Origin of the sequence: Staphylococcus sp. HMSC65H10, assembly GCF_001839185.1 — a bacterium.
GTDB classification, from domain to species: domain Bacteria; phylum Bacillota; class Bacilli; order Staphylococcales; family Staphylococcaceae; genus Staphylococcus; species Staphylococcus simulans.
Map to the genome: position 1 here is coordinate 1 of NZ_KV840320.1, position 25,131 is coordinate 25,131.

Below are 25,131 nucleotides of genomic sequence, written 5' to 3' on the forward strand. Positions count from 1 at the left end.
TTTATTTTGGACTGTATTTATGTCCCAGCCCCTTAATCATTATTGATATTAAAGTTTTTCTTCGTGTAAGTTTTCGAATTTCAAGACTGGATGTCTAGCTGCCTTAGTCTCATCAAGTCTATCGATTACTGTATTATGAGGTGCTTCAAGCACTTTATCTGGATCTTCTTTTGCTTCTTCAGCGATTTGAATCAATGCATCACAGAAGTAATCTAATGTTTCTTTAGATTCTGTTTCTGTAGGTTCAATCATCATACCTTCTTCCACATTAAGCGGGAAGTAAATTGTAGGTGGATGAACACCGAAGTCTAATAAACGTTTAGCCATATCTAATGTACGAACGCCTTCTTTTTTCTGCTTAGATCCACTTAATACGAATTCGTGTTTACAATATTGGTTATATGGAATTTCAAATGCATCTTTCAGACGTGCTTTAATGTAGTTGGCATTAAGCACTGCTGCTTCTGAAACTTCTTTAAGACCAATGTTACCCATTGTTCTAATATACGTATAAGCACGTAAGTAGATTCCAAAGTTACCGTAGAATGGTTTAACACGACCGATAGAATCTTTAATATCGTTGTCATATTTATAAGTGTCGCCATCTTTGATTACCATTGGTTTTGGTAAGAAGCTAGCAAGTTCTTTTTTAACTCCAACAGGACCTGAACCTGGTCCACCACCGCCGTGAGGCCCAGTGAATGTCTTGTGTAAGTTCAAGTGAACAGCATCAAAGCCCATGTCTCCAGGTCTTACTTTATCCATAATCGCGTTTAAATTTGCGCCATCATAGTATAATAAGCCGCCAGCATCATGAACAATTTTTCCAATTTCCATAATGTTATGTTCAAAGATACCTAAAGTATTAGGGTTTGTTAACATAATTGCTGCTGTATTTTCATTAACAAGAGTTTTTAAATCTTCTACGTCTACTTCGCCGTTTTCATCAGATTTAACTGTAACTGATTTGAAGCCAGCGAAAGCTGCAGAAGCAGGGTTTGTACCATGTGCTGAGTCAGGTACAATGACTTCATCACGGTGACCTTCACCGTTTTTTTCATGATAAGCTTTGAAAATCATTAATGCAGTCCACTCACCATGTGCACCTGCTGCAGGTTGTAATGTTACTTCATCCATGCCTGTAATTTCTTTTAATTCTTCTTGTAAGCTATGAATGATTTCTAAAGAACCTTGAATTTGAGATTCTTCTTGTAATGGATGTGCTTCAGCAAATCCAGGAATACGTGCTACTTTTTCATTGATTTTAGGGTTGTACTTCATTGTACATGAACCTAAAGGATAGAAACCAGTATCTACACCGAAGTTCTTGTTAGATAACTCAGTATAGTGTCTTACTAAGTCTAATTCTGATACTTCAGGGAATTCTGCTTTGTTTTTACGGATGAATTTATCATCTAATAATTCTTCAACTGCATTTGTATCAATCTCTTTTTTCGGAAGAGAGTATGCATATCTTCCTGCTCTTGAACGTTCGAAAATTAATGGACTTGATTTACTGACCATTAATCTCACCCACTTTCTTCACAAAAGTATCAATTTCATCTTTTGTTCTTAATTCAGTGACAGCAACTAGCATTGCATGTCCCATATCGTCATTGATTTCAGTTAAATCGAAACCGCCAATAATGCCCTCTTCTAATAATTGACCATTTACTTCTTTAACAGGTTTGTCCAACTTAATAACGAATTCATTATAAGATGTACCTGGTAATACTTCTACACCTGCTTTTTCAAACTCTTTCTTAGCATAGTTAGCATTTTCAAAGTTTTGTTCAGCAATATCTTGAATACCTTGTTTTCCTAGAGCTGACATAGCAATTGAAGATGCTAGAGCATTTAAAGCTTGGTTTGAACAGATGTTTGAAGTTGCTTTATCACGACGGATATGTTGTTCACGCGCTTGTAGCGTTAATACGAAACCACGGTTTCCATGATCATCATTCGTTTGACCAACTAAGCGACCTGGGATTTTACGCATTAACTTTTTAGTTGTTGCGAAGAAACCACAGTGTGGTCCACCGAATTGACTTGGAATACCAAATGGTTGTGTATCACCTACAACAATATCTGCACCGAATTCACCTGGAGGTGTTAACAAGCCAAGTGAAAGTGGATTTGCGTAGACAATAAATAATGTCTTTTTACTTTTAATAAATGATTTAACTTTTTCTAAATCTTCGATAGAACCATAGAAATTAGGATACTGAACAGCAACAGCTGCTGTATCTTCATCAATAGCTGCATCTAATTTTTCTAAATCAGTTACAGTACCGTCTAGATCAACTTCTACAATTTCATATTCACTTCTAACTTTTGAATATGTGTGAAGTACTTGTAATGCTTGATAATGCAAACCTTTAGATACAACAATCTTATTCTTTTTAGATTGACTTAATGCTAAAATACATGCCTCAGCAAATGCTGTGATTCCATCATACATAGATGAGTTTGCAACATCCATACCTGTTAATTCACAAATTAAAGTTTGGAATTCAAAGATTGCTTGAAGTTCCCCTTGTGAAATTTCTGGTTGGTAAGGCGTATAAGCTGTATAGAATTCTGAACGTGAAATCATAGCATCTACAACAGCTGGTGCATAATGGTCATAAACACCCGCACCTAAGAATGAAGTATGATCTTCTTTTGTAATGTTTTTATTAGCAACTCTGCTAAGACGTTTGAATAAAGTAGTTTCATCTTCTCCATTTGGAATATCTAACTCTCTATCCAATAAAATTTCTTTTGGCACATCTCCAAATAATTCTTCAATTGAGCTTGCGCCGATTGTTTCTAACATTTCTTTTTTGTCTTTTTCAGTTAATGGTATATAACGATGACTCACCACTGCCACCCCTTCATTAAATTATTTACTGATTTGATTTTTCTTGACAATTTTAGCTTTGACTTGACGTTTTCTTACTTGAACGATGACTTCTTTGCCCATTTCGAATTCATCACGGTCAATCATTGCTAATGCAATGCCTTTTCCAGTTGCTGGCGATTGCGTACCAGATGTAACTTGCCCAATTTTGTTACCTTCTAAGTCTAGCACATCATAGCCAGTTCTTGGGATACCTTTTTCGATCATTTCTAAACCAACTGATCTAAGTTTTGCTCCATTTTCTTTTTGATCTTTTAACACGTCTTTACCAATGAAGTCTGCTTCAATCAATGGTTTAGCAGCAAATGCAATACCACCTTCATAAGGTGTGATATCTTCTGATAACTCTTGTCCATGTAGAGGTAAACCTGCCTCTAAACGTAAAGTATCACGTGCACCTAATCCAGCTGGTTTTAAATCAGCATTTTCTAAAAGACCATCCCAAATATCTACGACGTCTTTAGAGTCGCAATAAATTTCAAAACCGTCTTCACCAGTATAACCTGATTGAGATAAGATAACATTTTTTCCAAAGATTTCAACATCTTTTTTGAATTCGAAAGGTTTCATTTCAGAAACATCTACATCAACCAAGCTTGCAACATAGTCGCGTGCTTTTGGTCCTTGAACTGCTAATTGACCGTATTGATCAGAAACATTTTCAACATTTACATCAAATTTGTCTGAGTGAGATTTAATCCACTCATAGTCTTTATCTGTATTTGCAGCATTAACCACTAATAAAAATTTATTATCATCTAATTTATAAGTGATTAAATCATCAATCACGCCGCCTTTTTCATTGCAAAGTGCAGTATATTGCGCTTTGTTATCTGATAATTGATCTGTATCATTTGAAAGCACATATTGAATGAATTCTGATGCTTCTTTGCCTTCAATTAACACTTCGCCCATATGGCTGACATCAAAGATTCCCATAACTTCCCTTACTGCGTTATGTTCTTCTTTGATACTAGAAAATTGAACAGGCATTGCCCATCCACCGAATTCAACAATTTTTGCTCCGCTTTCAATAAAACGGTCGTATAATGGTGTCTTTTTTAAGTCGTTTGACATCTTGCAACCCCCTATATGTGATTAAATATTAAAAACAGGATAGCAAAGCCAATTGCTATCCTGTAGTTACCTTCAGGAATGCGTCACAGTATTATCCTTTTGCCTGAGAGATTCGATATAACATCTTGCACCTTCGGCGATGAATACAAGCTAAAACACAAATAATGTTTTAGATAATTCATTCTCTCCAATACTGATCATTCGCTATAATGATATTCATCAAATTTTGATGTAATAAACTCAAATCATTGTCTGTATCCATTCTGCTGAATGCGATTTCATTATATCGTGAAACCCTTGATAAATACAACCTTTTTAATTCATCGAATGCTTTATTTGCAGCGTTAGGTCGATTACTATCGTTTTTAATTCTATCGTATATAAGTTGAATGCTTGCATCTAACCAAATTATAAATTTATAGTGGGATAAAATTTCCATAGAATCAGGGCTTTCAATCACACCCCCACCAGTAGAAATGATGTCATATTCATTAATAGCTTCCTGTAAATATTGCGTTTCTAATTTCCTGAAGCCACTCTCTCCTTTCAATTCAAAGATTTCAGGGATTGTTTGATGTGTTCGCAATTCGATAAGTTGATCTAAATCAATAAAGCTCTTACCCTCTTTTTCAGCGATATATTTTCCTAATGTTGTTTTGCCCGTTCCCATAAATCCTATAAAAATAATGGGTTCTTTTTTAACTTCCTTGTTTTTCATATTTCTCATCCTTCTCAACAATTTGTTCTAGTTGTTGTTTGTAGTAGATGTTAAGGTTGTGTATTGTCTTTAATTTTAAGCTATATTGATAGCTATAGGAAGTCAAAATAAGAATAAAAATCATAAAAATTATTGTTGTAAACGGTAACAGGTAACCTTTCAGATTATAAGTATAGTACTTTGTAATATTTTTCTTCGTTTTCAATCAGAGTCATTTCCACCTTTAAGTATTTATCGTCAATTTTTGTTACTTTGAAGTCACTTATATCCTGTATCAGCGTTATATTTCCGCGTGAATTTATATTTTTATAAATTTTCCGATTAGAAAAGATATACGCTGTTTGTTTGCTATCTTCTTGTAACGTTATGCGTCTATTACTGACATTGATTTTATCTATTGGTATATGTTTAATCTCTCTAGATATGTCTTGTGCAAAAAATTCATAGTGAATCAAAGATGCATCATCCATGTGTTTATTTAATGTTTTTACAGATTTGAATAAAGGTGGTATTAGACTCATTGTAATTGAAAAAATACATAACGCAAAAATCATTTCGATGAATGTAAAGCCTTTAATTCTTTTTTGATTTAACTTTAAAACAGTAGTGACTATCAGTTTCATTGCTTTTAATACAAATAGATTGTTCAATCTTTTCAATGGTATAATGCTCAAGTTGTATCCCTTGTTGAATTTCATTTATGTTAAAACGATTAATTACCGTTATTAATGTGCGATACATATCTGCTTTTTCAATTTCTTTACGAAACTGTAAATGCTGATTAATTAATACAGGTAAGAAAATTAGAAGTAAAGTAATGATAAGAGAAAACGAAGTCAATGCATCAAGCATAAAAGATCCCTTGATATAATTTTTACTACGATGTCTTTTCAATTCTTAAACTTCCTTTCTCAATATGGAAAATAAAGCGAAATGTTGTTTGATTAAACTTAATGTAAACAGATCCAAACCGATTAAACTCACCTTCTGGACTAATAACAACAATATCCATATTGTTACTTCTTACTATTTCTCCTTTTGTGATTGTTATATAACTTACTTGATGATTTTGATTTATTACTTTGATTCTATTGCTGCCACGATTAAAAAATAGTATAACATCATCATGATTTTTAATAGCAGTAGATTTCATGTATATTATTTGCGCAGCAAGATTTTTAGCTAATAATTCATTTTCCACGTCCTTTAAATGTGTTGGGCTTTTAACATTTAAACTTAGATATGTTAAAAGGCTAATAATCGCAAGAACTAGCAAAGTTTCAATCATAGTAAAAGCTTTCATGACTATTGACTAACGGTAGCTTCGCCGTCGCTGATTGTAATCGTTTTTCCAGATTTACATGTTTTTTGACCTTCTTTTAAAAATCCTTCACTAACTAATTCATCGATTGAAGAAGGCGCTCTATTTTTATTCAGAGTAAAAGCTTCTATTTGGCTATTCACCATTTTTTGTTGTGCTTCACACCCAGTATCTTGAACATGCTTAGATTGTTTAGCGATATTTGGAATAATGAGTATCAATAAAACACTGATAACTAAAAGAACTAAAAGCATTTCTAGTAAAGTAAATGCTCGTAAATATTTATGTTTTAAGTTTTTGACAAGGTTTTTCATAGGTTTCTCCTTCTTTGTTATTTGATGGATTGAAGCATGTCGAACATTGGCAACATAATGACTAGATAAAGTGAGATAATTAGAAATCCTAGCAATAAAAAGATAACTGGTTGAATAAACTTTATTTGTTTGTTCATTTGACGCTCGATTTGACTTAGAAGAATCTGTGCGTAGATGCTTAATTCTATATCAATTTTTCCGCTCTTTTCACCTTGTTCAATAAAATGAATAAGTTCTTCTTGAAAACAACCAACTGCTTGTAAAATTTCAGGTAATCGCATCCCTTTTTCAATATTTTTAATCATGAAATCACCAAGGTAATTTAAAAACAAATCAATCTTCTGTTCTGTGTAAATATTTGATATCTGCTGTAAAACAATACCATTTCGAAAAAACAACGATAATTCATTTGTAATTTGATAAGTTTTAAAGAGCTTGTAGTAGGTGTTGATGAATGGGAGTTTAATAATAAATTTGATACGTTTTTCTATTGGCAGCTTTCTTATATATTGGAATAGAATTAGGAAAATTATTGATAAAAATGCAATAAGGGAAAGAATGATGTGAGGAAAATGTTGGATTGTATAATTGAGTATCTTTAAAAGCGGAGACAATTGAATATCCATTGTGGTATATATTTGTTGGAATTCAGGTAGTATAAAATAATTGATACCAAACAGCATGCACATAAATACACCTATTAGTATCACAGGATATTGAATTGTTTTGATCAAGCGTTGTTTTGATTCGCATTTCTGTTTTAGAAATGTATATGACTCAGTTAAGCTGTCAGACAGTCTTCCGAACTTTTCGGAAAAATATATTTGAGTCACAATAGTTTGAGGATAGTTTAGAAATGAGAGGATAAAATGACAATTCTTACCATCTTTTAAAGATTTTATAATCGTATGGCGCGTTTCTTTATCTTTATAATCAATGTGCATATTCAAGAATTCAAATGATTCTATCAAAGTGAATCCATGATCAAGTAATATTTTCAATCTGTTTAATAATATGAGTTGATCTTTGTCACTTATTTGTTTCTTATTACGAATCTTGGAATTAAGTATATCTTTTAAACACTTCTTCACAAATAACGCCTTCTTTGTTCATCTGACTAAGCACTTTGCTTAATTTTATAAAATGTTTGGGCAGCATATGATTGTTTTTAAAAAAGTATTGAATATCTGATTGATATAATGTCTCATATGCTAGTTCACGGTGTCCTGATTGATTTGTAACTAGCCTTTGATTTGATATTAAGGCTATGGCTTGTTGCGCCTCTTGCGGCGTTATGCCCATTTCTAGTAAACGTAACAAGGCACCCTCGCAATCATTAGAATGTAATGTAGACAACACCAAATGTCCGCTTAATGAGGCTTGAATAACACATTTAGCAATAGATGCTTCACGAATTTCTCCGATAAGGATAATATCTGGATCACATCGTAAAATAGCTTTGAAAGAACTTTCATAGTTGATACCGGCTTTTTCATTTACAGAGATTTGAGTTATCCCAGGAATCCTCTTCTCTACTGGGTCTTCGACTGTAATAATGTTTAGGTTTAATTTTTCTTTCGCAAAAGAAACCATTTCATACATCATAGTACTCTTCCCTGAACCCGTTGGACCTGTAAATAAAATTAAACCTTGTTTTTTATTCATTAAGTGATGAAAGTGTTTTGGACCTTCACATTCAAATTCTTGAGTAAAATACTGTGGGGAAACTCTAATAACGCAGCTTTCCATTCCTAATGAGAGCGGCAAAGTAGATACTCTTAAATTGTAAAGCATTTGATGCTTGAAAGTTGTTTGGCCACTTTGTGCTTGGTGATAAGTAGAAACATCCAAGCCAGATAAGAACTTCATAAAAGTAAGTAACTTCTGATACGTTGTTATCTCAATGGATTCATAATTTAATAACATATCATTAACTCTGAACTTAATAAGTACGGCATGTTCTATTGGTATAAAATGAATGTCTGATACACGTTGTGCGATTGCGTCGATTAAAATTTTTTCAAATAGCCTTTTCATAAAAAATCACCTCCTACATATACAAACGTAGGAGGTGAGAATATTACTTTTAAATTTTAGCCGTGTAGATAAGGATTTAATTGTTCACCTTCTACAGTGGTAGAAGGGCCATGTCCTGGATATAACGGTAGATCATCTTTTATAGTGAAAATTTTATCTTGTATAGAGTCTACTAATGTTTCGTAGTCTCCACGATATAAATCTGTTCTTCCGATACCGTTATTAAATAAAGCATCTCCAACTAATGCGAAATCATCAAAGATAAAAGTGAGCCCTCCTGGTGAATGACCAGGTGTATGCATGACTTCGACATTGAATCCTTCGATATCATGTTTACCTTCATCGAGTGCAATAGGCTTTGCATGACTTGTAATAGGCTTTAAACCATATTGACTGAATTTTTCAGAACCATTTTTTGCAGGTTCAGTAAGAAAATCAAATTCTTCTTTATGAAGATAAACAGGCACATCATAGTGCTCCAAGACTTCGTCTAATGCACCGATATGATCAAAGTGCGCATGAGTTAAAATGATTGCTTTCAACGGTTTGCCAATAGATTTAAGTTTTGAAATAATCTCTTGCCCATCACTTGATGGATCTACAAGTAAAACACTGTCTTCATTTTCTATAAAATAAGTGTTTGTATCCGCTATACCTAAAGTTAAAAATGAAATTTCCATTATTTTTCACCACTATTTTTGTCTAATTGTTTTTGAACAGAGACCAATTTATCATTCATTTTTCTAGATTTGTCTCGACGGTCATCTATTCTTATATTAGTACATACCCTGTCTAGACCTTTATCAAAAGGCAGTTCATGAATTACTTGAACGACATGCAATAAGTCTTTCAAATCACCTTCTATTAGGGTATTCATAGGTGTTAGTTGATAATCAATGATACCTTGTTCTTTGAATTCTTTTAATTTTGTTTGAATTTCTGCAATATATTTACTTACACTTGGACCTTCTGTTCCTACTGGAATTACGACTACGTCTACGATAGCCATTATTCAACACGCTCCTCTTCAATAACATATGTTTTTATTAAACCTGCAGCACCAGTAATGCCGGCATCGTTTCCTAATTGTGCTTTCACAATTTCAGTGCCGTTTTGTGCAGGTGTAAAAGTAAGGTTTCTATATTCAGTTTTAATATTTTCAATTAGAATATCTCCTGCTTCAGACATTCCGCCACCTAAGATAATATATTTCGGGTTGCTCATTACACTGATGATACTGCATGCATAAGCGATATAGTTTGCAACACGTTCAGTAATAAATAAGCAGAACAAATCACCTTTTTTAGAAGCATCGAAAACATCTTTTGCAGTGACTCTATCTTCTTTAATGAGCTCTAAAATCGAAGATTTAATTGTAAGTTTAGGATGATAAAATTTAACTAAGTTAACTACACCTGTTGCTGAAGCAACAGTTTCTAAACAACCATTTTTACCACAATTACAAGCAAACCGTTGATCAAAGTCTACTCTGAAATGACCAATTTCAGCACCAGAACCATTATGACCGTGGACTAACTTACCATTTGAGATAATACCGCCACCTACTCCAGTGCCTAATGTAATGGCTACAACATCATCTGCATCATGACCTGCACCCTTATGTTTTTCACCTAGTGCCGCTGCATTAGCATCGTTGTCAACAAAAATCGGGAAACTTACAAATTGTGAAAGAATCGCTCGCACGTTAACATCCCCAGGCCAGTTTAAATTTACTGCTCCATGAACAATACCTGATTCGAAATCAACAGGTCCTGGTACACCAATTCCCAATCCAATAACATCTTCCATTTTTAGACTTAATTCATTCATTTTTTGTACAAACGCACTGTAAATAGATTTAAGTAAAACGACACCTGATGGATCACTGATATCAGTTTGTATCGACCATTTAGTGATTCTTTCAAGTTTGTTATCAAAAATTCCTAATTTACATGTAGTTCCACCGACATCGGCTGCCAATATTAAATTTCTCATTACTTATTCATCCTTCTTTGATTGATTATTAAGATACACTTGATAAATGCGTCCTTAGAGATAAGTTGATATTCAAATAGCTCTCTAATTTCTTGTTCCATCATTTCATACATGTCGTGTTTATCTTTAAAGTAAATTATAAACCCAAATTGTTTAAGTAACTGTTGTACGTCGTAAAACGTGTTAATTTGACGATTCATTTTGTTTTTCCAACTCTTTTTTTAGATACTTATATTTTTCATTATGAGGATTTGATTTTACTGCAACCTTTATATGTTTAAGTGCCGATTTTTTATCTCCTAATGAACGATTAGCAATTGCTAGTTCATAATTTAGAACGCCAGAGTTAGGGTAATGTTTTAATCCGCGTTCCCATGTTGAAATTCCTTCAGCTTTTGAATCTTTTGTTGCTTTTAACAGACCACTTAAATAATATGTATAATCATCTTCGTAGCCTTTATTCATAGTATGTTTAATAAGCTCTTCAGCTTTGTTGTAATTACCATTGCTCATCTCTTCACTTATTAATTTATCATAAATATTATCCTCTTTAATAGTGAATGTTCTTATTAACAAGATAATCAATAGTAAAATACCGACACCAAGTAAAATCCAAAATAACTTTCGATCTTTATTAAAATAATAACCTATAAAAGTAGCTAGTAATCCGCCAATAAATCCACCTAAATGTGCGTAGATATTTACATTAGCCATAAATAATGAAAATACTGTTAATAACGCTAATACACCAACTAATTGTAATAGCATTTTTGGTGTATATTGTTTACTAAGATACATAATTGCGAATAGACTGCCGATCAAACCGAAAATTGCACCACTAGCACCTACTGAAATCGAGTTTGTGTCCAGTGCTAAAGATACAATGTTACCAAAGATACCAGAGACGAAATAAATCCCTAGCATTTTCCAATGACCAGCAATGGCTTCAACAAGTTTTCCGAAGATAAACAATGAAAGCATATTCATCAATATATGTTCAAAGTTAAAATGAATGAACATAGATGAGATTAAACGGTATATCTCTCCATGCACTACATTAAAATGAACTAAACCGCCCCAATCTAATAAACTTCTGTTTGTAAATGCATTGATGATCAAAAACATAAACAGCCAAATTATTATATTAATAGCAATAAGCGAGTATGTGACTGGAGCAAATTTCAACATATATTTTTCTATAGGATTGTTACTATAAAGTCGTTTCTTGTAGTAGAGTGATGTTTTATCATTTTGACGCGAATAAAGCTTAGCTATAATAGGGTTCGGCAAAGTTTTTAATAAATCTTGTTGGTTTCGAATGACATTAAAATTCATGTGAATAGGATGAACTTCATTCAAGTTCTCATAAGTGAAGATTTTTTCAGTTAAATAATTGAAAGTCACATATTTTGGAATGAATCCTGTGTATTCACTTATTTCGTTTTGATGTTCTAAAACTCTGCTTTTGTCAAAACGTATTTCTTGCGAGCTGCTTACTCCAATTTTAACAATAATAAGTTTTTTCTTATTTTTATTGGATAGCCAAACTTCTGTATCATTCTTACTGATATGTGCGATTTCGTAGTTGAAGTATTTAACATAATAATAAATTAATTTCCAAAATTGTTTTTCTATATTCATGGTGCCTCCAGTTTAACTAGTTTTAGCAATGATCAGACGTTCAACGACTTCATCATGTGCTTCTGGTTTAAATGTATTATCAATTTGTGTATCATACACTAGGCTTATTGTTTCTGTACGATGTTGATTTAAAAACTTATCGAAATAACCCCCACCATAGCCGATTCTATAGCCTTCTTGGTTAAAAACAACGCCTGGTACAATTAATAAATCTAATGAATTTGTGCGCTCTGTATCAGCATCAACGTATTGGATACCTTTTTCATCCGTGCTTAATTGGTTTAAATCATTTAGTCTTTGGAATGTCATACGTTTAGTTTCATAATCAGTTGCTGGTACAAAAGGGATTTTTCCTTGACTGATGATTTCTTTAATAATCGGAAATGTATTAACCTCATGTTCCATAGACAATACAATGCCAACCGTTTTTGCGTTTCTAAAAGCGTCAGTCTTTAATAATTGTTCTTTTAACCATTGATCAGCTTTTTCTTTGTTGAGATTGTTAATATTTTTCATCTTCTGCAAAACTTGTTTGCGAAGTTCAGATTTTTTCATGATAACACCCCAATATTTTCTATTTGAATTAATATTTTCATTATAACGTTTATCTGCATAAGTGTCATTAGACTTAATATTTGAAGGTATATAGAAACAAAAAAGCTGATACTCGATGAGTGAGTATCAGCTGAAAAATTATGATTTTGATGATTTCTTTTCTTTACCGAAATAATAATTGATAATGTCGCGACCTAAATCTCCACCTTGTAACCATGGTTCTGGAACGGGTTGATTAGTATAGACAATTGAGAAAGCTAATTTAGGATTATCTTTAGGAGCATAACCGATATAAGTTGAGTTAACTCTTGGCTTTCCGTCTTGGAATACTTCTGCTGTTCCTGTTTTACCAGCAGATGGTACGACTGTGTCATGGAAACTCTTATATCCAGTACCTGGTTCCTTATTAAATGCCATATCAAACCCTTTTTGAACTTGTTTAATTTCATCAGGTGAGTTGTTAAGACGATTCAATACATTACCGCGTATTTTATGTTTAACCGGTCCTAAACTATCTTTATCTGTTGCTTTTCTGATTTCAAGACCAACGTGTGGTGTAATTCTATAACCGTTATTCGCAATCGTAGAAACATATTGTGATAATTGTAATGGAGAGTACGTATCATACTGACCAATCGCAAGGTCTAAGTAGTTACCGCTGTTTGAATCTAATTTCTCTATTTGACCTGCAACTTCATTAGGCAAGTCAATTCCTGTTTTAACACCTAAACCTACTTGATTTAGTCCTTTACGTAACTTTTGACCTGCATCTCTAATATCGTTTGGTAATGCCATATTATAATGATATGGATCTTTCGCTAGTTTTAAAGCTGTTTTAAACATATATACGTTTGATGAATGCATTAATGCCTCTTTATCGTTAATATCTACTTTTCCATTTTGGTTGAAGTAAGAACGTTTTGTAAGCCCACCTTGGAAATGTAGAGGTTCATCAATCATATGTTCTCCTACATGTATGGCTTTGTTTTGATAACCTGCTAATAAAGTTCCACCTTTAACAGATGAACCAACCGTATATTGAGAAGTAAAGTTACCAATATCATAATCTGTCATGGAACCATCTGGCTTAATTTGCTTACCAGCCATAGCCAAGATATCTCCATTATTTGGATCTTGCACTACAATGAATGCATTATCCATGTTCTTAGCACCTTCACCACGAAGTTTATTAATTTGATGTTCTAAAGATTCTTCTACTTTCTTTTGTAAGTCAATATCTATTGAAAGTACTAAATCATCTCCACGTGAACCTGGATTAACTACTTCTGCATTCGTTATTTCTCCTGATTTATCAGTTGTGTATTTCATTTCTTTCTTTTTACCACGTAATACATTTTCATATTGATACTCTAAATATGATTTACCAACTCTATCATTTCTTGAATAGCCTCTTGATAAATAGTAATCAGTTAGTTCTTTTGGTATACCTTCTTCTGATGTTGAAACACTTCCGAATAAACCTCTGAGTACATCTCCATAAGGATATTTACGATCCCAATCCATAGATGTATTTACACCTGGTAATTTTGAAAGTTGTTGTGACACAGCAGCATATTCTTTATTGCTGACATCATCCTTTTTAATAGTTTGAGGATTTAGTGTTGAACCTGACATCATTTCACGATAAATTGCTAATACTTGTAAGTCTTTGTCAGATAAATCATCAAGTTGTTTTTGCTTGATTTTATTATGCAATTCTTCATCGTACTGTTCTTGTGAAATTTTCCCTTCACTAAGCATCTTATCTTCTTTTTTCATCATGTCTGAAACTTTATCAGGATGTAATTGAATCCAGAAGTCTTGTTTATCTCTTTTGGTAATACGATCAGTATCCATTTTTATTAATTTAGATAAGCGTTCTGCTACGTTGAGTATATCTTTTTGTGAAGTCTTTCTACCTCTAGTATATGTAATAGACTTTTTAGAAGCATTATCAACAAGAATTTTACCATTACGATCTAAAATTCTTCCTCTTGGGACAGATTCATTTACCGTAATATTTTCATCATTTTTAATGAGTTGCTTGTAATGAGAACCTTGTGCAATTTGTAAGTAACCCAATCGTAAAACAATGATTACAAATACTACGACAACGAGACCGAAGAAGAATCCGATTCGTTTATCCATCAGATTCCTGATTTTTTCATCATTCGTTTTTTCCTTTAATCTTTTTAGCAATACAACCTACCTCAATTCAACAGTTCTCTAAACAAATGATATATGAAATCGGAACTTTTTTCTATAATTTGCATAGAAAACCAAACATAAATTTAAGATTTCTTCGTAAAAGAAGTGAAAATCAAATGAAACAATAAAAAAACAGCAATTGGATAACCAATTGCTGTTAAAGTTATAATTTAACTTTTCGTGGGTATTAAGATTATTTAGTTGCAGCGTTGTATAGCTCGTCAACTTTTTCCCAGTTAACAACGTTCCAGAATGCATTGATATAATCTGGACGTTTGTTTTGATATTTAAGATAGTAAGCATGTTCCCAAACGTCTAAGCCTAGGATAGGAGTTTTGCCTTCAGTAATTGGGTTGTCTTGGTTTGCTGTAGTAACGATTTCTAATTTACCGTCTTTATCTACTACTAGCCAAGCCCAACCTGAACCAAATTGTCCAGCAGCTTTTTTAGCAAATTCGTCTTTGAATTCGTCTAAAGAACCCCATTGTTCTTTAATTTTATCAACTACTGTACCTTTCTCTTCAGAGTTAGGTGAAAGGATTTGCCAGAATAATGAGTGGTTTAAGTGTCCACCACCATTATTACGGACTGCAGTTTGGATGTCAGATGGTACACTATCTAAGTTAGCAACAATTTCTTCGATTGATTTGTTTTCTAAATCAGTTCCTTCGATTGCTGCGTTTAATTTTGTAACATAAGTGTTATGGTGTTTGTCATGGTGAATTTCCATCGTTTCTTTATCGATGTGTGGTTCCAATGCATCAAACTCATATGGTAAATTTGGTAATTCAAAAGCCATAAATAATCATCCTCCTAAATTGTTTTCATATTTACTATATCAAGTCGTTAGATACCTTACAATTTTTATGCTTATAAAATAATGAAGTATCTAATTAATATGAACTCTTTCCTCTATATGTTTATCCTGAAAGTAAAGAGTTAAACATTATAAACTGATATAGTTACTAAATTTAATGGTTACTGACATTTTTCACAAATGCCATAAACTTCAAGCTTGTGTGTGTGAATTGTAACATTAGGAAGTTGTTTCCTAATTGCGTCCATCGGACAGTAGTCAATTACTTTCGTGTCTCCGCAAATTTCACAAATGAAATGATGATGGTGGTGATGTGTACAAGCAATTCTAAATTTCATTTCACCATCTAGTTCAGTATTTTCGATAATTCCTAAATCTTTAAACAAATACAAATTTCTATAAATTGTATCGAAAGATATTCCAGGATATGCAGTATCCATAGTTTGTTGGATTGTTTTCGCACTTACATATTTGTTTTCCTTCACGAAAATATCGATAATCTTTTTTCGTTTATCTGTATATTTATGACCGTTATCTTTTAATAATTTGATAGCATCAGTCGTATTCATTTAACTATCTCCTTTTTTTACCCTAGTACGTAAAGTCTGAGTGAACATTGTAGCTACTAAAATAAGTACTAATAATACTACAATAACCCCACCTGGTGATAAATTTAAATAAAAAGCAATTACTAAACCACCAATAACAGATACTTCTCCAATGATAATACTATAGAGGATTAATTGTTTAAATCCTTTTGTCATTCTCATTGCTATGGCCACTGGTAAAGTCATCAATGCACTTACAAGTAAAATACCAACTACGCGCATAGATGCTGAAATAACCATGGCTACAATGATAATGAATAAGAATTGAATCCATCTTGGTATACCAATAACTTTACTATATTCTTCATCAAATGAAAGGATAAAGAGTTCTTTATAAAATAACATAATGAAAAGTGTTACAAGTACAGCAATGGTCAAAACAGTAATCATATCACTTAAAGATACAGCACTGATTGATCCAAATAATAAACCTACTAACTCTTGGTTAAATCCGTCTGCAAGTGAAATAAAAATGGCACTTAAGCCAATACCTGCACTCATAATAATCGGTATCGCAATTTCTTGATAGTTTTGATAAGATGTTCTTAATTTTTCTATTAAAAGTGCACCGACTACCGCAAACAATATGCCACCCCACATAGGATTTATAAAGATAAATATCGGTGATAATGTGGTTAAAAACATTCCGAAAGAAATACCGCCTAAAGTTACATGACTTAATGCGTCAGCAATCAAAGAGAGTCTGCGTACTACGATAAATGCACCAATAAATGGTGCAATAAACCCAATCAAGATACCACTTAAAAGAGAATAGCGCATAAAATCGAAATTCATTAATGCTTCAATCATTAGTTACAGCACTCCCTTTCATGTTGATGGTCAACAAATTTAATTGGATAGCCGTAAATTTTTGATATTTCAACTTGATCTAGCGACTTAAACTCTTGTGCAGGACCATGGAAATGTAAATGTCTATTTAAGCAAGCAACTTTTGTTGCAGTATCCACGACAACTCCGATATCGTGTGTAACTAAAATAATAGTGACACCTTCATTTTTTAATTGCTCTAGAGTTTGATAAAACTCACTGACATGTTTAGCATCAATACCATTAGTAGGTTCGTCTAAAACAAGTACTGATGGGTCTGAAATCAATGCTCTTGCGATTAACACGCGTTGTTGTTGTCCACCTGATAATTCAGCAATGTTTTTGTTTAATAAGTGTTCAATATTTAAGCGTTTTAGGATGTTTTTAACTTTTTTTACATCTTGTTTATTAAACCATTGAAAAAGGTGTTTTTGTTTTGTTAATCCACTTAAAACAACTTCTTTTACACTAGCAGGAAAACCTGAATTAAATGCTCTTGCTTTTTGAGATACATAGCTGATTTTCAACTCTGATAATTTTCGTTGGTATTTCTGGCCATCAATATACATCTCACCGCTTTGAAGTGGAAATAAACCTAGCATAATTTTTAATAATGTAGATTTACCTGCCCCATTCGGTCCGACAATTGCCAAGAAATCACCTTTATATATTTTAATGTTTATGTTTTCCAGTACTTGTTTGTTTCCAAAATAGTAATTTATATTTTTTAATTCAAAAACTGGGGTAGACATATCTTCACCTCGCTATAAATATAACCTTGAATAAATAATATGTAAATTGTAATGCTTACGATTGAGCATGTAAAATTAAAAGACAAAGTAAGCTTTGTCTTTTAATTACATAATTACTCTAATAGAATTATTCACTCATAATGATATTCTTCATATCAGGATTGAAAGTTTGACTTTCCAACATTTCAATCTCATGTTTATATGGTGGTTTTTTATTTATCTTATCTTCGCCTACAAAAGGTGTTTCTAAAATTTTTGGAATGTTTTCGAATACTTCATGATGAACAATATAATTCAATGCATCAAATCCGATATGACCAAAACCGATGTTTTCGTGACGGTCTTTATGTGCACCGACTTCATTTTTACTATCATTAACATGAAGTACTTTAATTCTGTCTAATCCAATTATTTTATCAAATTCCTCAAGTACACCGTCGAAATCATTTTTGACATCATATCCTGCGTCATGTGTGTGGCAGGTATCAAAGCAAATTGATAGTCGTTCGTTATGATTTACGCCATCTATAATTTGTGCTAATTCTTCAAATGTACGACCTACTTCAGATCCTTTACCAGCCATAGTTTCTAATGCAATTCTGACATCATTTTCATTTGTTAGAACTTCATTTAAACCTTCAATAATTTTTTTAATGCCAGCTTCAGAACCAGCTCCTACGTGTGAACCTGGGTGTAAGACGATGTCTTTTGCACCGATTGCTTCGGTACGCTCAATTTCTTTTTGTAAAAATTCAACACCTAAATCAAAAACATGGGGTTTTTGTGTATTTGCAATATTAATAATATAAGGTGCATGTACAACGATATTAGAAAGACCATATTCTTTCATTGCTTCGTGTCCGGCTTCAATATTTAGTTCTGAGATATCTTTTCTTCTTGTGTTTTGAGGTGCACCTGTATAAATCATAAATGTTTTTTCGCCTAATCTATGTGCTTCTTCTGCTGAACCCAGCAGCATTTTTTTACCATTCATCGGAACATGAGAACCAATTAACAATCTGTCCACCTAACCTTTACTTATTTTTTCTTTGTTGTCTGTTTTGACGTTTACTGTATTTCTTACGTTCTTGACGTTTTAAATTTTCTAATTCTCTCTTGAACTTTTTCTTATACCCTGGCTTTACTTTTTTCTTATTACCGCGCTTAACTTGTTGTTTCACTTGAGTAGTTAAGTGATCATCTTTGTTTTTACGTGTTTGTCTTGTATTATGCGCTTTGATTTCTTTTAGTTCACCATTTTTTATATCAACATCTTGGAATTTATAACCTTTTTTCTCAATCTCAGCAATTAAATATTCTTCATCGGGCATATATAAAGTAAATGCTTCACCTTTATATTGGCCTCTACCAGTTCTGCCGACACGATGAGTAAAGAAATCGATGTCTTTAGGAACATCATAGTTAATTACATGACTGACACCTTCGATATCAATACCTCTTGATGCTAAATCACTTGCGATTACAAACTGAAAGTCTAAGTTGCGGATGCGTTTCATTTGTTGTTTTCTTTCTCTAGGACTTAATCCGCCATGAATCATACCAATTTTTAAGCCTTCTGCAGTTAATGATTCTGCTAATTCATCAGCATTTTCTCTGCTGTTACAGAAAATAAGGCATAGATATGGATTGATAATATCAATTAAAGCTTTAGTTTTATCTAATTTTGATGAACCTTTTGTCGGTATCAAGTAAAAATCAATATTTTTCTTGTTTTGTGTTTTACTATCTACTTCAATAAGTTCTGGTTGATTTAAATATTTATTTAAGAACGGATGTAGAGATTTTGGAATCGTAGCGCTGAATACAGCGATATGTGCACTGTCATCTAAACGTGCTGCGATATGGTCGACGTCTTCAATTAAACCTAAATCAATCATTAAGTCAGCTTCATCTACAACTAAATACTGAGCTAAATGTGCATGTAATGTGCCGTCCTTTGATAAATCATTGATACGTGTTGGTGTTCCAATGACTAATTGAGGTTGCACGTTACAACGTTGTTTGTCACGTGCAAAATCAGTTCCCCCAATAAATAAAGTAACTTTAACTTCATCTTTAAATTGTGCTAAATGATGTGCTGCATTATAAAGTTGTTGTGCTAATTCTCTAGTTGGTGCAACGACGATAGCTTGGGGTTCTTGAATTGAAGTATCAATTTTTTCCATTAATGGTAACAAGAAAGCATGAGACTTCCCAGTACCCGTTTGTGATTGCCCGATAATATTTTGACCTTTGATAATTTTAGGGATTACTCTTTGTTGGATTTCAGTTGGCTGATTAAAATTCAAGTCAGCTACAGCATCTATAAGTTGTGGACTTAAATCAAATTGTTCAAATGGGTGTTGTGTGGCCATTAAAATCCCTCCTTTTTAGTTTTTTATACATAATTAAATGGATCTGTATTTAAAGTTGAAGCTTCAATAGTAAGGTTATCATTACTAATCCATTCTTTAAGTAATGATTTTAAACCTTCTTTCATAACATATTCACTATAATGATTGATATCGATTAAGTTATATCCTTCTGTTTCAGCATCTAATGCATCATGATGTTTAATATCACCAGTGATAAATACATCTGCACCTTTTTGATGTGCGAATTTTTCATAACCAATACCAGAGCCACCAATAATTGCTGCTTTTGAGATTACTGTGTTTGGATTCCCAGTGAAACGGACGCTTGGTATATCTAATTGTTTTTTAATAGTCGTAGCTAATGATTTTAAAGTTGTTTGTTCTGGTAATTGTCCTATCATGCCTAAACCGCGTTTTACCGATTTAGTTAATGGAATAAAATCATATACCGGTGTTTCATATGGATGTAGTACATTAATACAATCCTCTGCTTTTGTACGTTCGTACTCTTGAATCATGAATTCAACTTTTACTTCTTCTACTGTTTCGATTTGATTCAACTCACCGATATGAGGATGTGCATTCTCGACAGGTTTAAATTGACCAGCACCTTTAGTAGAAAAGAAACAGTATTCATAATCACCTTCAGATGCAAAACCTTCATCATTCATTTTATTTTTAAATGTCTCTACATTTTCTTCAGGAATAAACACTTGGACTTTATAATAATTTGTTTGTTGAGGATCTAAAATTTCAGTATGTGTAAGTCCAATTTGCTTTGATAGCATCGCATTGACACCAAAACGATATACATCTAAGTTTGTATGCAAGGCAATTAATTGGATATTGTTTTGTATCAAACGACGAATAATAGCGCCATAACCTTGTTCATTGATGCTTTTAACACCTTTAAAGATAAGTGGATGATGTGCAACAATTGTATTAATGTTTTTTTCTATTGCTTCATTTACCACTTCCATTGTACAATCTAACGCCGTCAGTATACCTGTGATTTCTTGTTGTTTGTCCCCGATTAATAAGCCAACATTGTCCCAACTTTCAGCAGAAGAAAAAGGAACATGCTGATTTAAAATATTTAGTAACTCTGAAGTTTTCATGATAACACCTCTTGAATTAATTTGATCTCATGATTAATCTCTTCTAAGCGGCTTTGATGCTTGTTCTTATCCAAGTGAGATTGGATGTTTTTTAAAGCTTCTAATTCTCTATTCCATTTTTTAATGAATAAAGCTGATTTAGAATTCATTAAAATCGGACCGAATTTCAACTCTACTTCTTTTAATTCTTTATGACCATATTCTGCAATAACTATTTCATAAATATGGCCTTTTTCTTCCATAATCTCTTCATCAATAATATGGTAATCCAATTGCATTAATGTACGTCTTAAAGTAGATGTTTGAATATTACTTTGTAACGCTAAACGTGGTTGATTCATTAGCTTTTCTTTTCCATTTTGGAGTATTTCTGCAATTAATGGGCCGCCCATTCCACATATTGTAATAGTATTAACGTTATTTGTTTTTTCTAGGACATTTAATCCATCTCCCAGTTTAACATCAATACTATTTTGCATGCTATATTTTTTAACGTTATCTAAAGCAGCTTGATATGGTCCTTTTACCACTTCTCCAGCAATAGCAGAAGTACATAATTCGTTTTCTATCGCATAGATTGGCAAATATGCATGGTCTGAACCAATATCTGCCAATACATCACCAGTTATATATTTACTCACTGCAGTAAGTCGTTGGTTTAAAATCATCACTTTGGCTCCTCTAATAAAAGAGCGAGACAATAAGCAAGATATTCGATTGACTGTAGGTCTTTACATGATTCCTTGCCTTCGTCAGCCAAACATTATCAGCTCATTGTCTCGCTATTTTTACTTAATTAATCCATAAAGTCTTTAAGGCGTTTGCTACGGCTTGGATGTCTTAGCTTTCTAAGTGCTTTAGCTTCGATTTGACGAATTCGTTCTCTTGTAACACCGAATACTTTACCAACTTCTTCAAGTGTTCTTGTACGTCCATCATCAAGACCGAAACGTAATCTTAATACGTTTTCTTCTCTATCAGTTAGTGTATCTAAAACATCTTCTAATTGTTCTTTCAATAACTCGTACGCTGCGTGATCAGATGGGCTTTGTACTTCTTGGTCTTCGATGAAATCTCCTAAGTGACTGTCATCTTCTTCACCAATTGGTGTTTCTAAAGAAACAGGCTCTTGTGCAATTTTTAAGATTTCACGTACTTTTTCTGGTGGTAAATCCATCTCTTCACCAATTTCTTCTGGTGCTGGATCACGACCTAAATCTTGTAGTAATTGACGTTGAACACGAATCAATTTATTAATTGTTTCGACCATGTGTACTGGAATTCTGATTGTACGTGCTTGGTCAGCAATAGCACGTGTAATTGCTTGACGAATCCACCATGTTGCATACGTAGAAAATTTGAATCCTTTACTGAAGTCGAATTTTTCTACCGCTTTAATTAAGCCCATATTTCCTTCTTGGATAAGGTCTAAGAACAACATACCGCGTCCTACGTATCTTTTAGCAATGCTGACAACTAAACGTAAGTTTGCTTCTGCTAATCTTGCTTTAGCTACTTCATCACCTTGTTCGATACGTTTTGCAAGTTCAATTTCTTCTTGGGCGTTTAATAAATCAACACGACCGATTTCTTTTAAATACATACGTACAGGGTCGTTGATTTTAACACCTGGAGGTGCACTTAAATCATTAGGATTAAGTTTTTCGTCTGTATCAGAACTGTCTTTTTCATTAATAAGATTTATATCATTATCATTTAATTGTTCAAAGAACTCGTCCATTTGATCAGAGTCCATATCGAAGTTTTGCAGTTTTTCTGCTACTTCTTCATGGCTTAAATGACCTTCTTTTTTTCCTTTATCTAATAATTGTTTTTTTACATCTTCCAAAGTTAATGTCGGATCGATGGTTTGTTTTTTTACTACTTTCACTTGGTTTTCAGACATAAAAAGGCCTCCCGAAATTAATATAAGCACACAATGCGTTACTTAAATAAAACTCTTTAAATATATATTAACAATTTTAATACATTCGTTTTTGATTTAAAGCGACAATCTTTTGCAAATAATACTTTTGCAGTTCTGAATCACCAATTCGTGTAGCCTCTCGTAACTTCTGGTTTAATGACTCAGAGGTCTCTTCATCTCTACTGCTAACAATAATTTGAATATACTCATCAATCTCATGTTCATATGGATTGTTATTGAGTAAAAGATTGTCTAATGCAATTAAAGTTTCTCTATCTATTTCTTCATCACTATATAATAATGCAGTACTCAGATTATAATATTCATTTTCAGCATAGTAGTCGTGCAAAATATTAAATATACGCTTAAATTGCTGATTTGTAAAGTCATCTGCTTCTACACGCTGACTATGTTCAAGAAAAATGTCTTTATTAAACATAAAATGTTTTAATAGTTTACGTTCAGCATCTTCTTGTTTTGAATATTTTTTTTGTTTAACTTCTGGAACTGCAGCAGGTATTTGTTGAAATGAATGTTGGTTATGTCTTGACACTTCATTATTTAGACTATCAAAACTTACTTTAAACAATTCAGAAACGTCTTGCAATACTTTTTTCTGTAAAATCCCTGATTGCATTAATGAAACATCGTTCGTTATCTCTTTAAGGTATTGTTCATAAGCCATGTCGTTATTTTCGATTTCGTCTTTATATAAATTGACTTTATACAATACAAAAGCACGTTTTTCATGTTTCACGTATTTTTTAAAAGCATCTTCCCCATATTTAGTAATATACTCATCTGGATCCATTTTAGAAGGAAGTTGAATAACAAAAACATTCAGACCTTGCTCTAGTAAGTGCTGCCCAGTTTTAAGTGTAGCTTCTTGTCCTGCAAAATCGCCATCAAATAGTAATGTGACATTTGATGTTAGTTTTTTGATGAACGCTATGTGTTCTTGGGAAATTTGTGTTCCCATACTTGCCACAACCTGTTTAACCCCAGCATTGTCAGCTTTAATAACATCCATAAACCCTTCTAATAGTATAATTTCATTTTTTTGACGTATAATACGTCTTGCTTTGTCAACGTTGTATAAAAGTCGTCTCTTTTGAAATATAGGTGTTTCCGGACTGTTTAAATATTTAGGTTCTTGATTTTTGTATGTTCTTCCCGAATAACCTACAGTTCGTCCTTGTGCATTATGCAAAGGAAACATAATTCTATCTCTAAATCGATCATAATAACTAAAGTTTTCTTCATTGCGAGATAATAAACCGGCTTCATACGCTAGCTCAATATCATAACCTTTCTTTTGCAAGAAATCATGACAAAAGTGAGAGTTGTCGGGTGCAAAACCGATTTTTCTGTCTTTTAACAGTTCTTCAGTGAAACCTCTAGACTTCAAATATTTTAAAGGCTCTTCCCCTTCCACTGTTTTCATCAGTACATAATGATAATATTCTTGCATAAGTTCATGCATTTTAATCATCATTAAGTCATCAGAAGCGGTTTGGTTTTGCTCATTATTTTGTCCAACATCTACTTTTATATTTACCCTTTCTCCAAGGGCTTTAACAGCATCGACAAACGAAATACCTTCTATCTCTTGAGTAAATTGAAAAACATTACCGCCCTTTTTACAACCGAAACAATGACAAATTTGTTTGTCCTCCGAAACAGTAAACGAAGGTGTTTTTTCATCATGAAAAGGACACAAACCAATATAATTGCGCCCTCTTTTCTCTAATTTCACGTATTCACTTACAAGGTCAAGAATATCTGTTTTATCTTTTATTTCATTTATTACTGATTGCTCTATTCTCACCATAACCACCTGTATACATTAGTCTTATTATTATATCATTTTCTATAAAAAATAAAAGTTATTAGCTCAATAAGAAATACGCTGAGTTTAAAACACCAGCGTATTGTATT

Annotated in this window: 27 protein-coding genes and 1 riboswitch; all 27 genes read right to left on the minus strand. The window is 32.7% G+C overall.

Features of this window, described 5'->3' with window-relative positions:
* Positions 1 to 48: 48 nt before the first annotated feature.
* Positions 49 to 1,524, minus strand: a complete 1,476-nt coding sequence (gcvPB, locus tag HMPREF3270_RS03010) for an aminomethyl-transferring glycine dehydrogenase subunit GcvPB (RefSeq protein WP_002481031.1) — start codon at positions 1,522 to 1,524, stop codon at positions 49 to 51.
* Positions 1,514 to 2,863, minus strand: coding sequence for an aminomethyl-transferring glycine dehydrogenase subunit GcvPA (gene gcvPA, locus HMPREF3270_RS03015; RefSeq protein ID WP_057510473.1), 1,350 nt, complete (start codon positions 2,861 to 2,863; stop codon positions 1,514 to 1,516). The genes gcvPB and gcvPA overlap by 11 nt, the downstream gene beginning before the upstream one ends.
* A 21-nt stretch (positions 2,864 to 2,884) precedes the next feature.
* Positions 2,885 to 3,979: a glycine cleavage system aminomethyltransferase GcvT gene (gene gcvT / locus HMPREF3270_RS03020; RefSeq protein ID WP_023015155.1), complete on the minus strand. Its 1,095-nt coding sequence runs from the start codon at positions 3,977 to 3,979 to the stop codon at positions 2,885 to 2,887.
* Between the two features lie 81 nt (positions 3,980 to 4,060).
* A riboswitch (glycine riboswitch) is annotated at positions 4,061 to 4,180 on the minus strand.
* Entirely contained in the window at positions 4,158 to 4,697 is a 540-nt protein-coding gene (locus HMPREF3270_RS03025) for a shikimate kinase (protein ID WP_002481034.1), read from the minus strand. Its footprint overlaps the riboswitch before it by 23 nt.
* A 164-nt stretch (positions 4,698 to 4,861) precedes the next feature.
* Complete coding sequence (gene comGF, locus HMPREF3270_RS13900) at positions 4,862 to 5,320, minus strand: competence type IV pilus minor pilin ComGF (RefSeq protein WP_207021184.1); 459 nt, start codon at positions 5,318 to 5,320, stop codon at positions 4,862 to 4,864.
* Positions 5,271 to 5,591 carry a hypothetical protein gene (locus HMPREF3270_RS13905; protein WP_103364375.1) on the minus strand — a complete coding sequence of 107 codons (321 nt, stop codon included), beginning with the start codon at positions 5,589 to 5,591 and terminating at the stop codon, positions 5,271 to 5,273. The genes comGF and HMPREF3270_RS13905 overlap by 50 nt, the downstream gene beginning before the upstream one ends.
* Positions 5,575 to 6,000, minus strand: coding sequence for a competence type IV pilus minor pilin ComGD (gene comGD / locus HMPREF3270_RS03040; protein WP_002481037.1), 426 nt, complete (start codon positions 5,998 to 6,000; stop codon positions 5,575 to 5,577). The genes HMPREF3270_RS13905 and comGD overlap by 17 nt, the downstream gene beginning before the upstream one ends.
* A 2-nt stretch (positions 6,001 to 6,002) precedes the next feature.
* A complete protein-coding gene (comGC, locus tag HMPREF3270_RS03045) occupies positions 6,003 to 6,332 on the minus strand; it encodes a competence type IV pilus major pilin ComGC (RefSeq protein ID WP_002481038.1) in 330 nt (109 codons plus the stop codon).
* A gap of 17 nt (positions 6,333 to 6,349) precedes the next feature.
* Positions 6,350 to 7,423, minus strand: a complete 1,074-nt coding sequence (comGB, locus tag HMPREF3270_RS03050) for a competence type IV pilus assembly protein ComGB (RefSeq protein WP_023015153.1) — start codon at positions 7,421 to 7,423, stop codon at positions 6,350 to 6,352.
* Positions 7,395 to 8,369, minus strand: coding sequence for a competence type IV pilus ATPase ComGA (gene comGA, locus HMPREF3270_RS03055; RefSeq protein WP_002481040.1), 975 nt, complete (start codon positions 8,367 to 8,369; stop codon positions 7,395 to 7,397). The genes comGB and comGA overlap by 29 nt, the downstream gene beginning before the upstream one ends.
* Before the next feature lie 56 nt (positions 8,370 to 8,425).
* Positions 8,426 to 9,049 carry an MBL fold metallo-hydrolase gene (locus HMPREF3270_RS03060; RefSeq protein ID WP_057510470.1) on the minus strand — a complete coding sequence of 208 codons (624 nt, stop codon included), beginning with the start codon at positions 9,047 to 9,049 and terminating at the stop codon, positions 8,426 to 8,428.
* Positions 9,049 to 9,378, minus strand: a complete 330-nt coding sequence (locus tag HMPREF3270_RS03065) for an MTH1187 family thiamine-binding protein (RefSeq protein ID WP_002481042.1) — start codon at positions 9,376 to 9,378, stop codon at positions 9,049 to 9,051. Before HMPREF3270_RS03065 ends, HMPREF3270_RS03060 begins: the two co-directional genes overlap by 1 nt.
* Positions 9,378 to 10,364, minus strand: a complete 987-nt coding sequence (locus tag HMPREF3270_RS03070; RefSeq protein ID WP_002481043.1) for an ROK family glucokinase — start codon at positions 10,362 to 10,364, stop codon at positions 9,378 to 9,380. The genes HMPREF3270_RS03065 and HMPREF3270_RS03070 overlap by 1 nt, the downstream gene beginning before the upstream one ends.
* Positions 10,364 to 10,564 carry a YqgQ family protein gene (locus HMPREF3270_RS03075; RefSeq protein ID WP_002481044.1) on the minus strand — a complete coding sequence of 67 codons (201 nt, stop codon included), beginning with the start codon at positions 10,562 to 10,564 and terminating at the stop codon, positions 10,364 to 10,366. Before HMPREF3270_RS03075 ends, HMPREF3270_RS03070 begins: the two co-directional genes overlap by 1 nt.
* Positions 10,548 to 12,005 (minus strand): rhomboid family protein, encoded by a 1,458-nt coding sequence (locus HMPREF3270_RS03080; RefSeq protein ID WP_070867163.1) that lies wholly within the window; start codon positions 12,003 to 12,005, stop codon positions 10,548 to 10,550. Before HMPREF3270_RS03080 ends, HMPREF3270_RS03075 begins: the two co-directional genes overlap by 17 nt.
* Positions 12,006 to 12,017: 12 nt before the next feature.
* Positions 12,018 to 12,560 (minus strand): 5-formyltetrahydrofolate cyclo-ligase, encoded by a 543-nt coding sequence (locus tag HMPREF3270_RS03085; protein WP_002481046.1) that lies wholly within the window; start codon positions 12,558 to 12,560, stop codon positions 12,018 to 12,020.
* A gap of 138 nt (positions 12,561 to 12,698) precedes the next feature.
* Positions 12,699 to 14,759 (minus strand): peptidoglycan D,D-transpeptidase FtsI family protein, encoded by a 2,061-nt coding sequence (locus tag HMPREF3270_RS03090; protein ID WP_070848395.1) that lies wholly within the window; start codon positions 14,757 to 14,759, stop codon positions 12,699 to 12,701.
* 202 nt (positions 14,760 to 14,961) lie between these two features.
* Complete coding sequence (locus tag HMPREF3270_RS03095; protein WP_002481048.1) at positions 14,962 to 15,567, minus strand: superoxide dismutase; 606 nt, start codon at positions 15,565 to 15,567, stop codon at positions 14,962 to 14,964.
* A gap of 179 nt (positions 15,568 to 15,746) precedes the next feature.
* On the minus strand, positions 15,747 to 16,154 hold the full coding sequence (locus tag HMPREF3270_RS03100; RefSeq protein ID WP_023015147.1) for a Fur family transcriptional regulator: 408 nt from the start codon (positions 16,152 to 16,154) through the stop codon (positions 15,747 to 15,749).
* The gene (locus HMPREF3270_RS03105; protein WP_002481050.1) at positions 16,155 to 17,003 is read right to left on the minus strand and encodes a metal ABC transporter permease; all 849 of its coding nucleotides are present in this window, start codon (positions 17,001 to 17,003) and stop codon (positions 16,155 to 16,157) included.
* Complete coding sequence (locus HMPREF3270_RS03110) at positions 17,003 to 17,773, minus strand: metal ABC transporter ATP-binding protein (protein WP_070867164.1); 771 nt, start codon at positions 17,771 to 17,773, stop codon at positions 17,003 to 17,005. Before HMPREF3270_RS03110 ends, HMPREF3270_RS03105 begins: the two co-directional genes overlap by 1 nt.
* Positions 17,774 to 17,900: 127 nt before the next feature.
* A complete protein-coding gene (locus HMPREF3270_RS03115; protein WP_070848393.1) occupies positions 17,901 to 18,791 on the minus strand; it encodes a deoxyribonuclease IV in 891 nt (296 codons plus the stop codon).
* Positions 18,792 to 18,807: 16 nt separating this feature from the next.
* Complete coding sequence (locus HMPREF3270_RS03120) at positions 18,808 to 20,148, minus strand: DEAD/DEAH box helicase (protein ID WP_057510466.1); 1,341 nt, start codon at positions 20,146 to 20,148, stop codon at positions 18,808 to 18,810.
* Positions 20,149 to 20,171: 23 nt separating this feature from the next.
* Positions 20,172 to 21,266, minus strand: a complete 1,095-nt coding sequence (locus HMPREF3270_RS03125) for a Nif3-like dinuclear metal center hexameric protein (RefSeq protein ID WP_070848392.1) — start codon at positions 21,264 to 21,266, stop codon at positions 20,172 to 20,174.
* On the minus strand, positions 21,263 to 21,937 hold the full coding sequence (locus HMPREF3270_RS03130) for a tRNA (adenine(22)-N(1))-methyltransferase (RefSeq protein ID WP_070848391.1): 675 nt from the start codon (positions 21,935 to 21,937) through the stop codon (positions 21,263 to 21,265). The genes HMPREF3270_RS03125 and HMPREF3270_RS03130 overlap by 4 nt, the downstream gene beginning before the upstream one ends.
* A 125-nt stretch (positions 21,938 to 22,062) precedes the next feature.
* The gene (gene rpoD, locus HMPREF3270_RS03135; RefSeq protein ID WP_002481056.1) at positions 22,063 to 23,172 is read right to left on the minus strand and encodes an RNA polymerase sigma factor RpoD; all 1,110 of its coding nucleotides are present in this window, start codon (positions 23,170 to 23,172) and stop codon (positions 22,063 to 22,065) included.
* A gap of 76 nt (positions 23,173 to 23,248) precedes the next feature.
* Positions 23,249 to 25,021 carry a DNA primase gene (gene dnaG / locus HMPREF3270_RS03140; protein WP_070848389.1) on the minus strand — a complete coding sequence of 591 codons (1,773 nt, stop codon included), beginning with the start codon at positions 25,019 to 25,021 and terminating at the stop codon, positions 23,249 to 23,251.
* Positions 25,022 to 25,131: the final 110 nt, after the last annotated feature.

Excerpts from the sequence above, each read along its gene's own strand:
- gcvT (WP_023015155.1), bottom strand. The coding sequence starts at position 3,979 with ATGTCAAACGACTTAAAAAAGACACCATTATACGACCGTTTTATTGAA.
- comGC (WP_002481038.1), bottom strand. The coding sequence starts at position 6,332 with ATGAAAAACCTTGTCAAAAACTTAAAACATAAATATTTACGAGCATTT.
- HMPREF3270_RS03085 (WP_002481046.1), bottom strand. The coding sequence starts at position 12,560 with ATGAAAAAATCTGAACTTCGCAAACAAGTTTTGCAGAAGATGAAAAAT.
- gcvPB (WP_002481031.1), bottom strand. The coding sequence starts at position 1,524 with ATGGTCAGTAAATCAAGTCCATTAATTTTCGAACGTTCAAGAGCAGGA.
- HMPREF3270_RS03065 (WP_002481042.1), bottom strand. The coding sequence starts at position 9,378 with ATGGCTATCGTAGACGTAGTCGTAATTCCAGTAGGAACAGAAGGTCCA.
- HMPREF3270_RS03075 (WP_002481044.1), bottom strand. The coding sequence starts at position 10,564 with ATGAATCGTCAAATTAACACGTTTTACGACGTACAACAGTTACTTAAA.
- HMPREF3270_RS03025 (WP_002481034.1), bottom strand. The coding sequence starts at position 4,697 with ATGAAAAACAAGGAAGTTAAAAAAGAACCCATTATTTTTATAGGATTT.
- comGA (WP_002481040.1), bottom strand. The coding sequence starts at position 8,369 with ATGAAAAGGCTATTTGAAAAAATTTTAATCGACGCAATCGCACAACGT.
- HMPREF3270_RS03105 (WP_002481050.1), bottom strand. The coding sequence starts at position 17,003 with ATGATTGAAGCATTAATGAATTTCGATTTTATGCGCTATTCTCTTTTA.
- rpoD (WP_002481056.1), bottom strand. The coding sequence starts at position 23,172 with ATGTCTGAAAACCAAGTGAAAGTAGTAAAAAAACAAACCATCGATCCG.
- HMPREF3270_RS03120 (WP_057510466.1), bottom strand. The coding sequence starts at position 20,148 with ATGGCCACACAACACCCATTTGAACAATTTGATTTAAGTCCACAACTT.
- HMPREF3270_RS03100 (WP_023015147.1), bottom strand. The coding sequence starts at position 16,154 with ATGAATACGACTGATGCTATCAAATTATTAAAAGATAACGGTCATAAA.
- comGD (WP_002481037.1), bottom strand. The coding sequence starts at position 6,000 with ATGAAAGCTTTTACTATGATTGAAACTTTGCTAGTTCTTGCGATTATT.
- HMPREF3270_RS03080 (WP_070867163.1), bottom strand. The coding sequence starts at position 12,005 with ATGAATATAGAAAAACAATTTTGGAAATTAATTTATTATTATGTTAAA.
- HMPREF3270_RS03125 (WP_070848392.1), bottom strand. The coding sequence starts at position 21,266 with ATGAAAACTTCAGAGTTACTAAATATTTTAAATCAGCATGTTCCTTTT.
- HMPREF3270_RS03060 (WP_057510470.1), bottom strand. The coding sequence starts at position 9,049 with ATGGAAATTTCATTTTTAACTTTAGGTATAGCGGATACAAACACTTAT.
- comGF (WP_207021184.1), bottom strand. The coding sequence starts at position 5,320 with ATGAAACTGATAGTCACTACTGTTTTAAAGTTAAATCAAAAAAGAATT.
- HMPREF3270_RS03110 (WP_070867164.1), bottom strand. The coding sequence starts at position 17,773 with ATGTCTACCCCAGTTTTTGAATTAAAAAATATAAATTACTATTTTGGA.
- HMPREF3270_RS03070 (WP_002481043.1), bottom strand. The coding sequence starts at position 10,364 with ATGAGAAATTTAATATTGGCAGCCGATGTCGGTGGAACTACATGTAAA.
- HMPREF3270_RS03095 (WP_002481048.1), bottom strand. The coding sequence starts at position 15,567 with ATGGCTTTTGAATTACCAAATTTACCATATGAGTTTGATGCATTGGAA.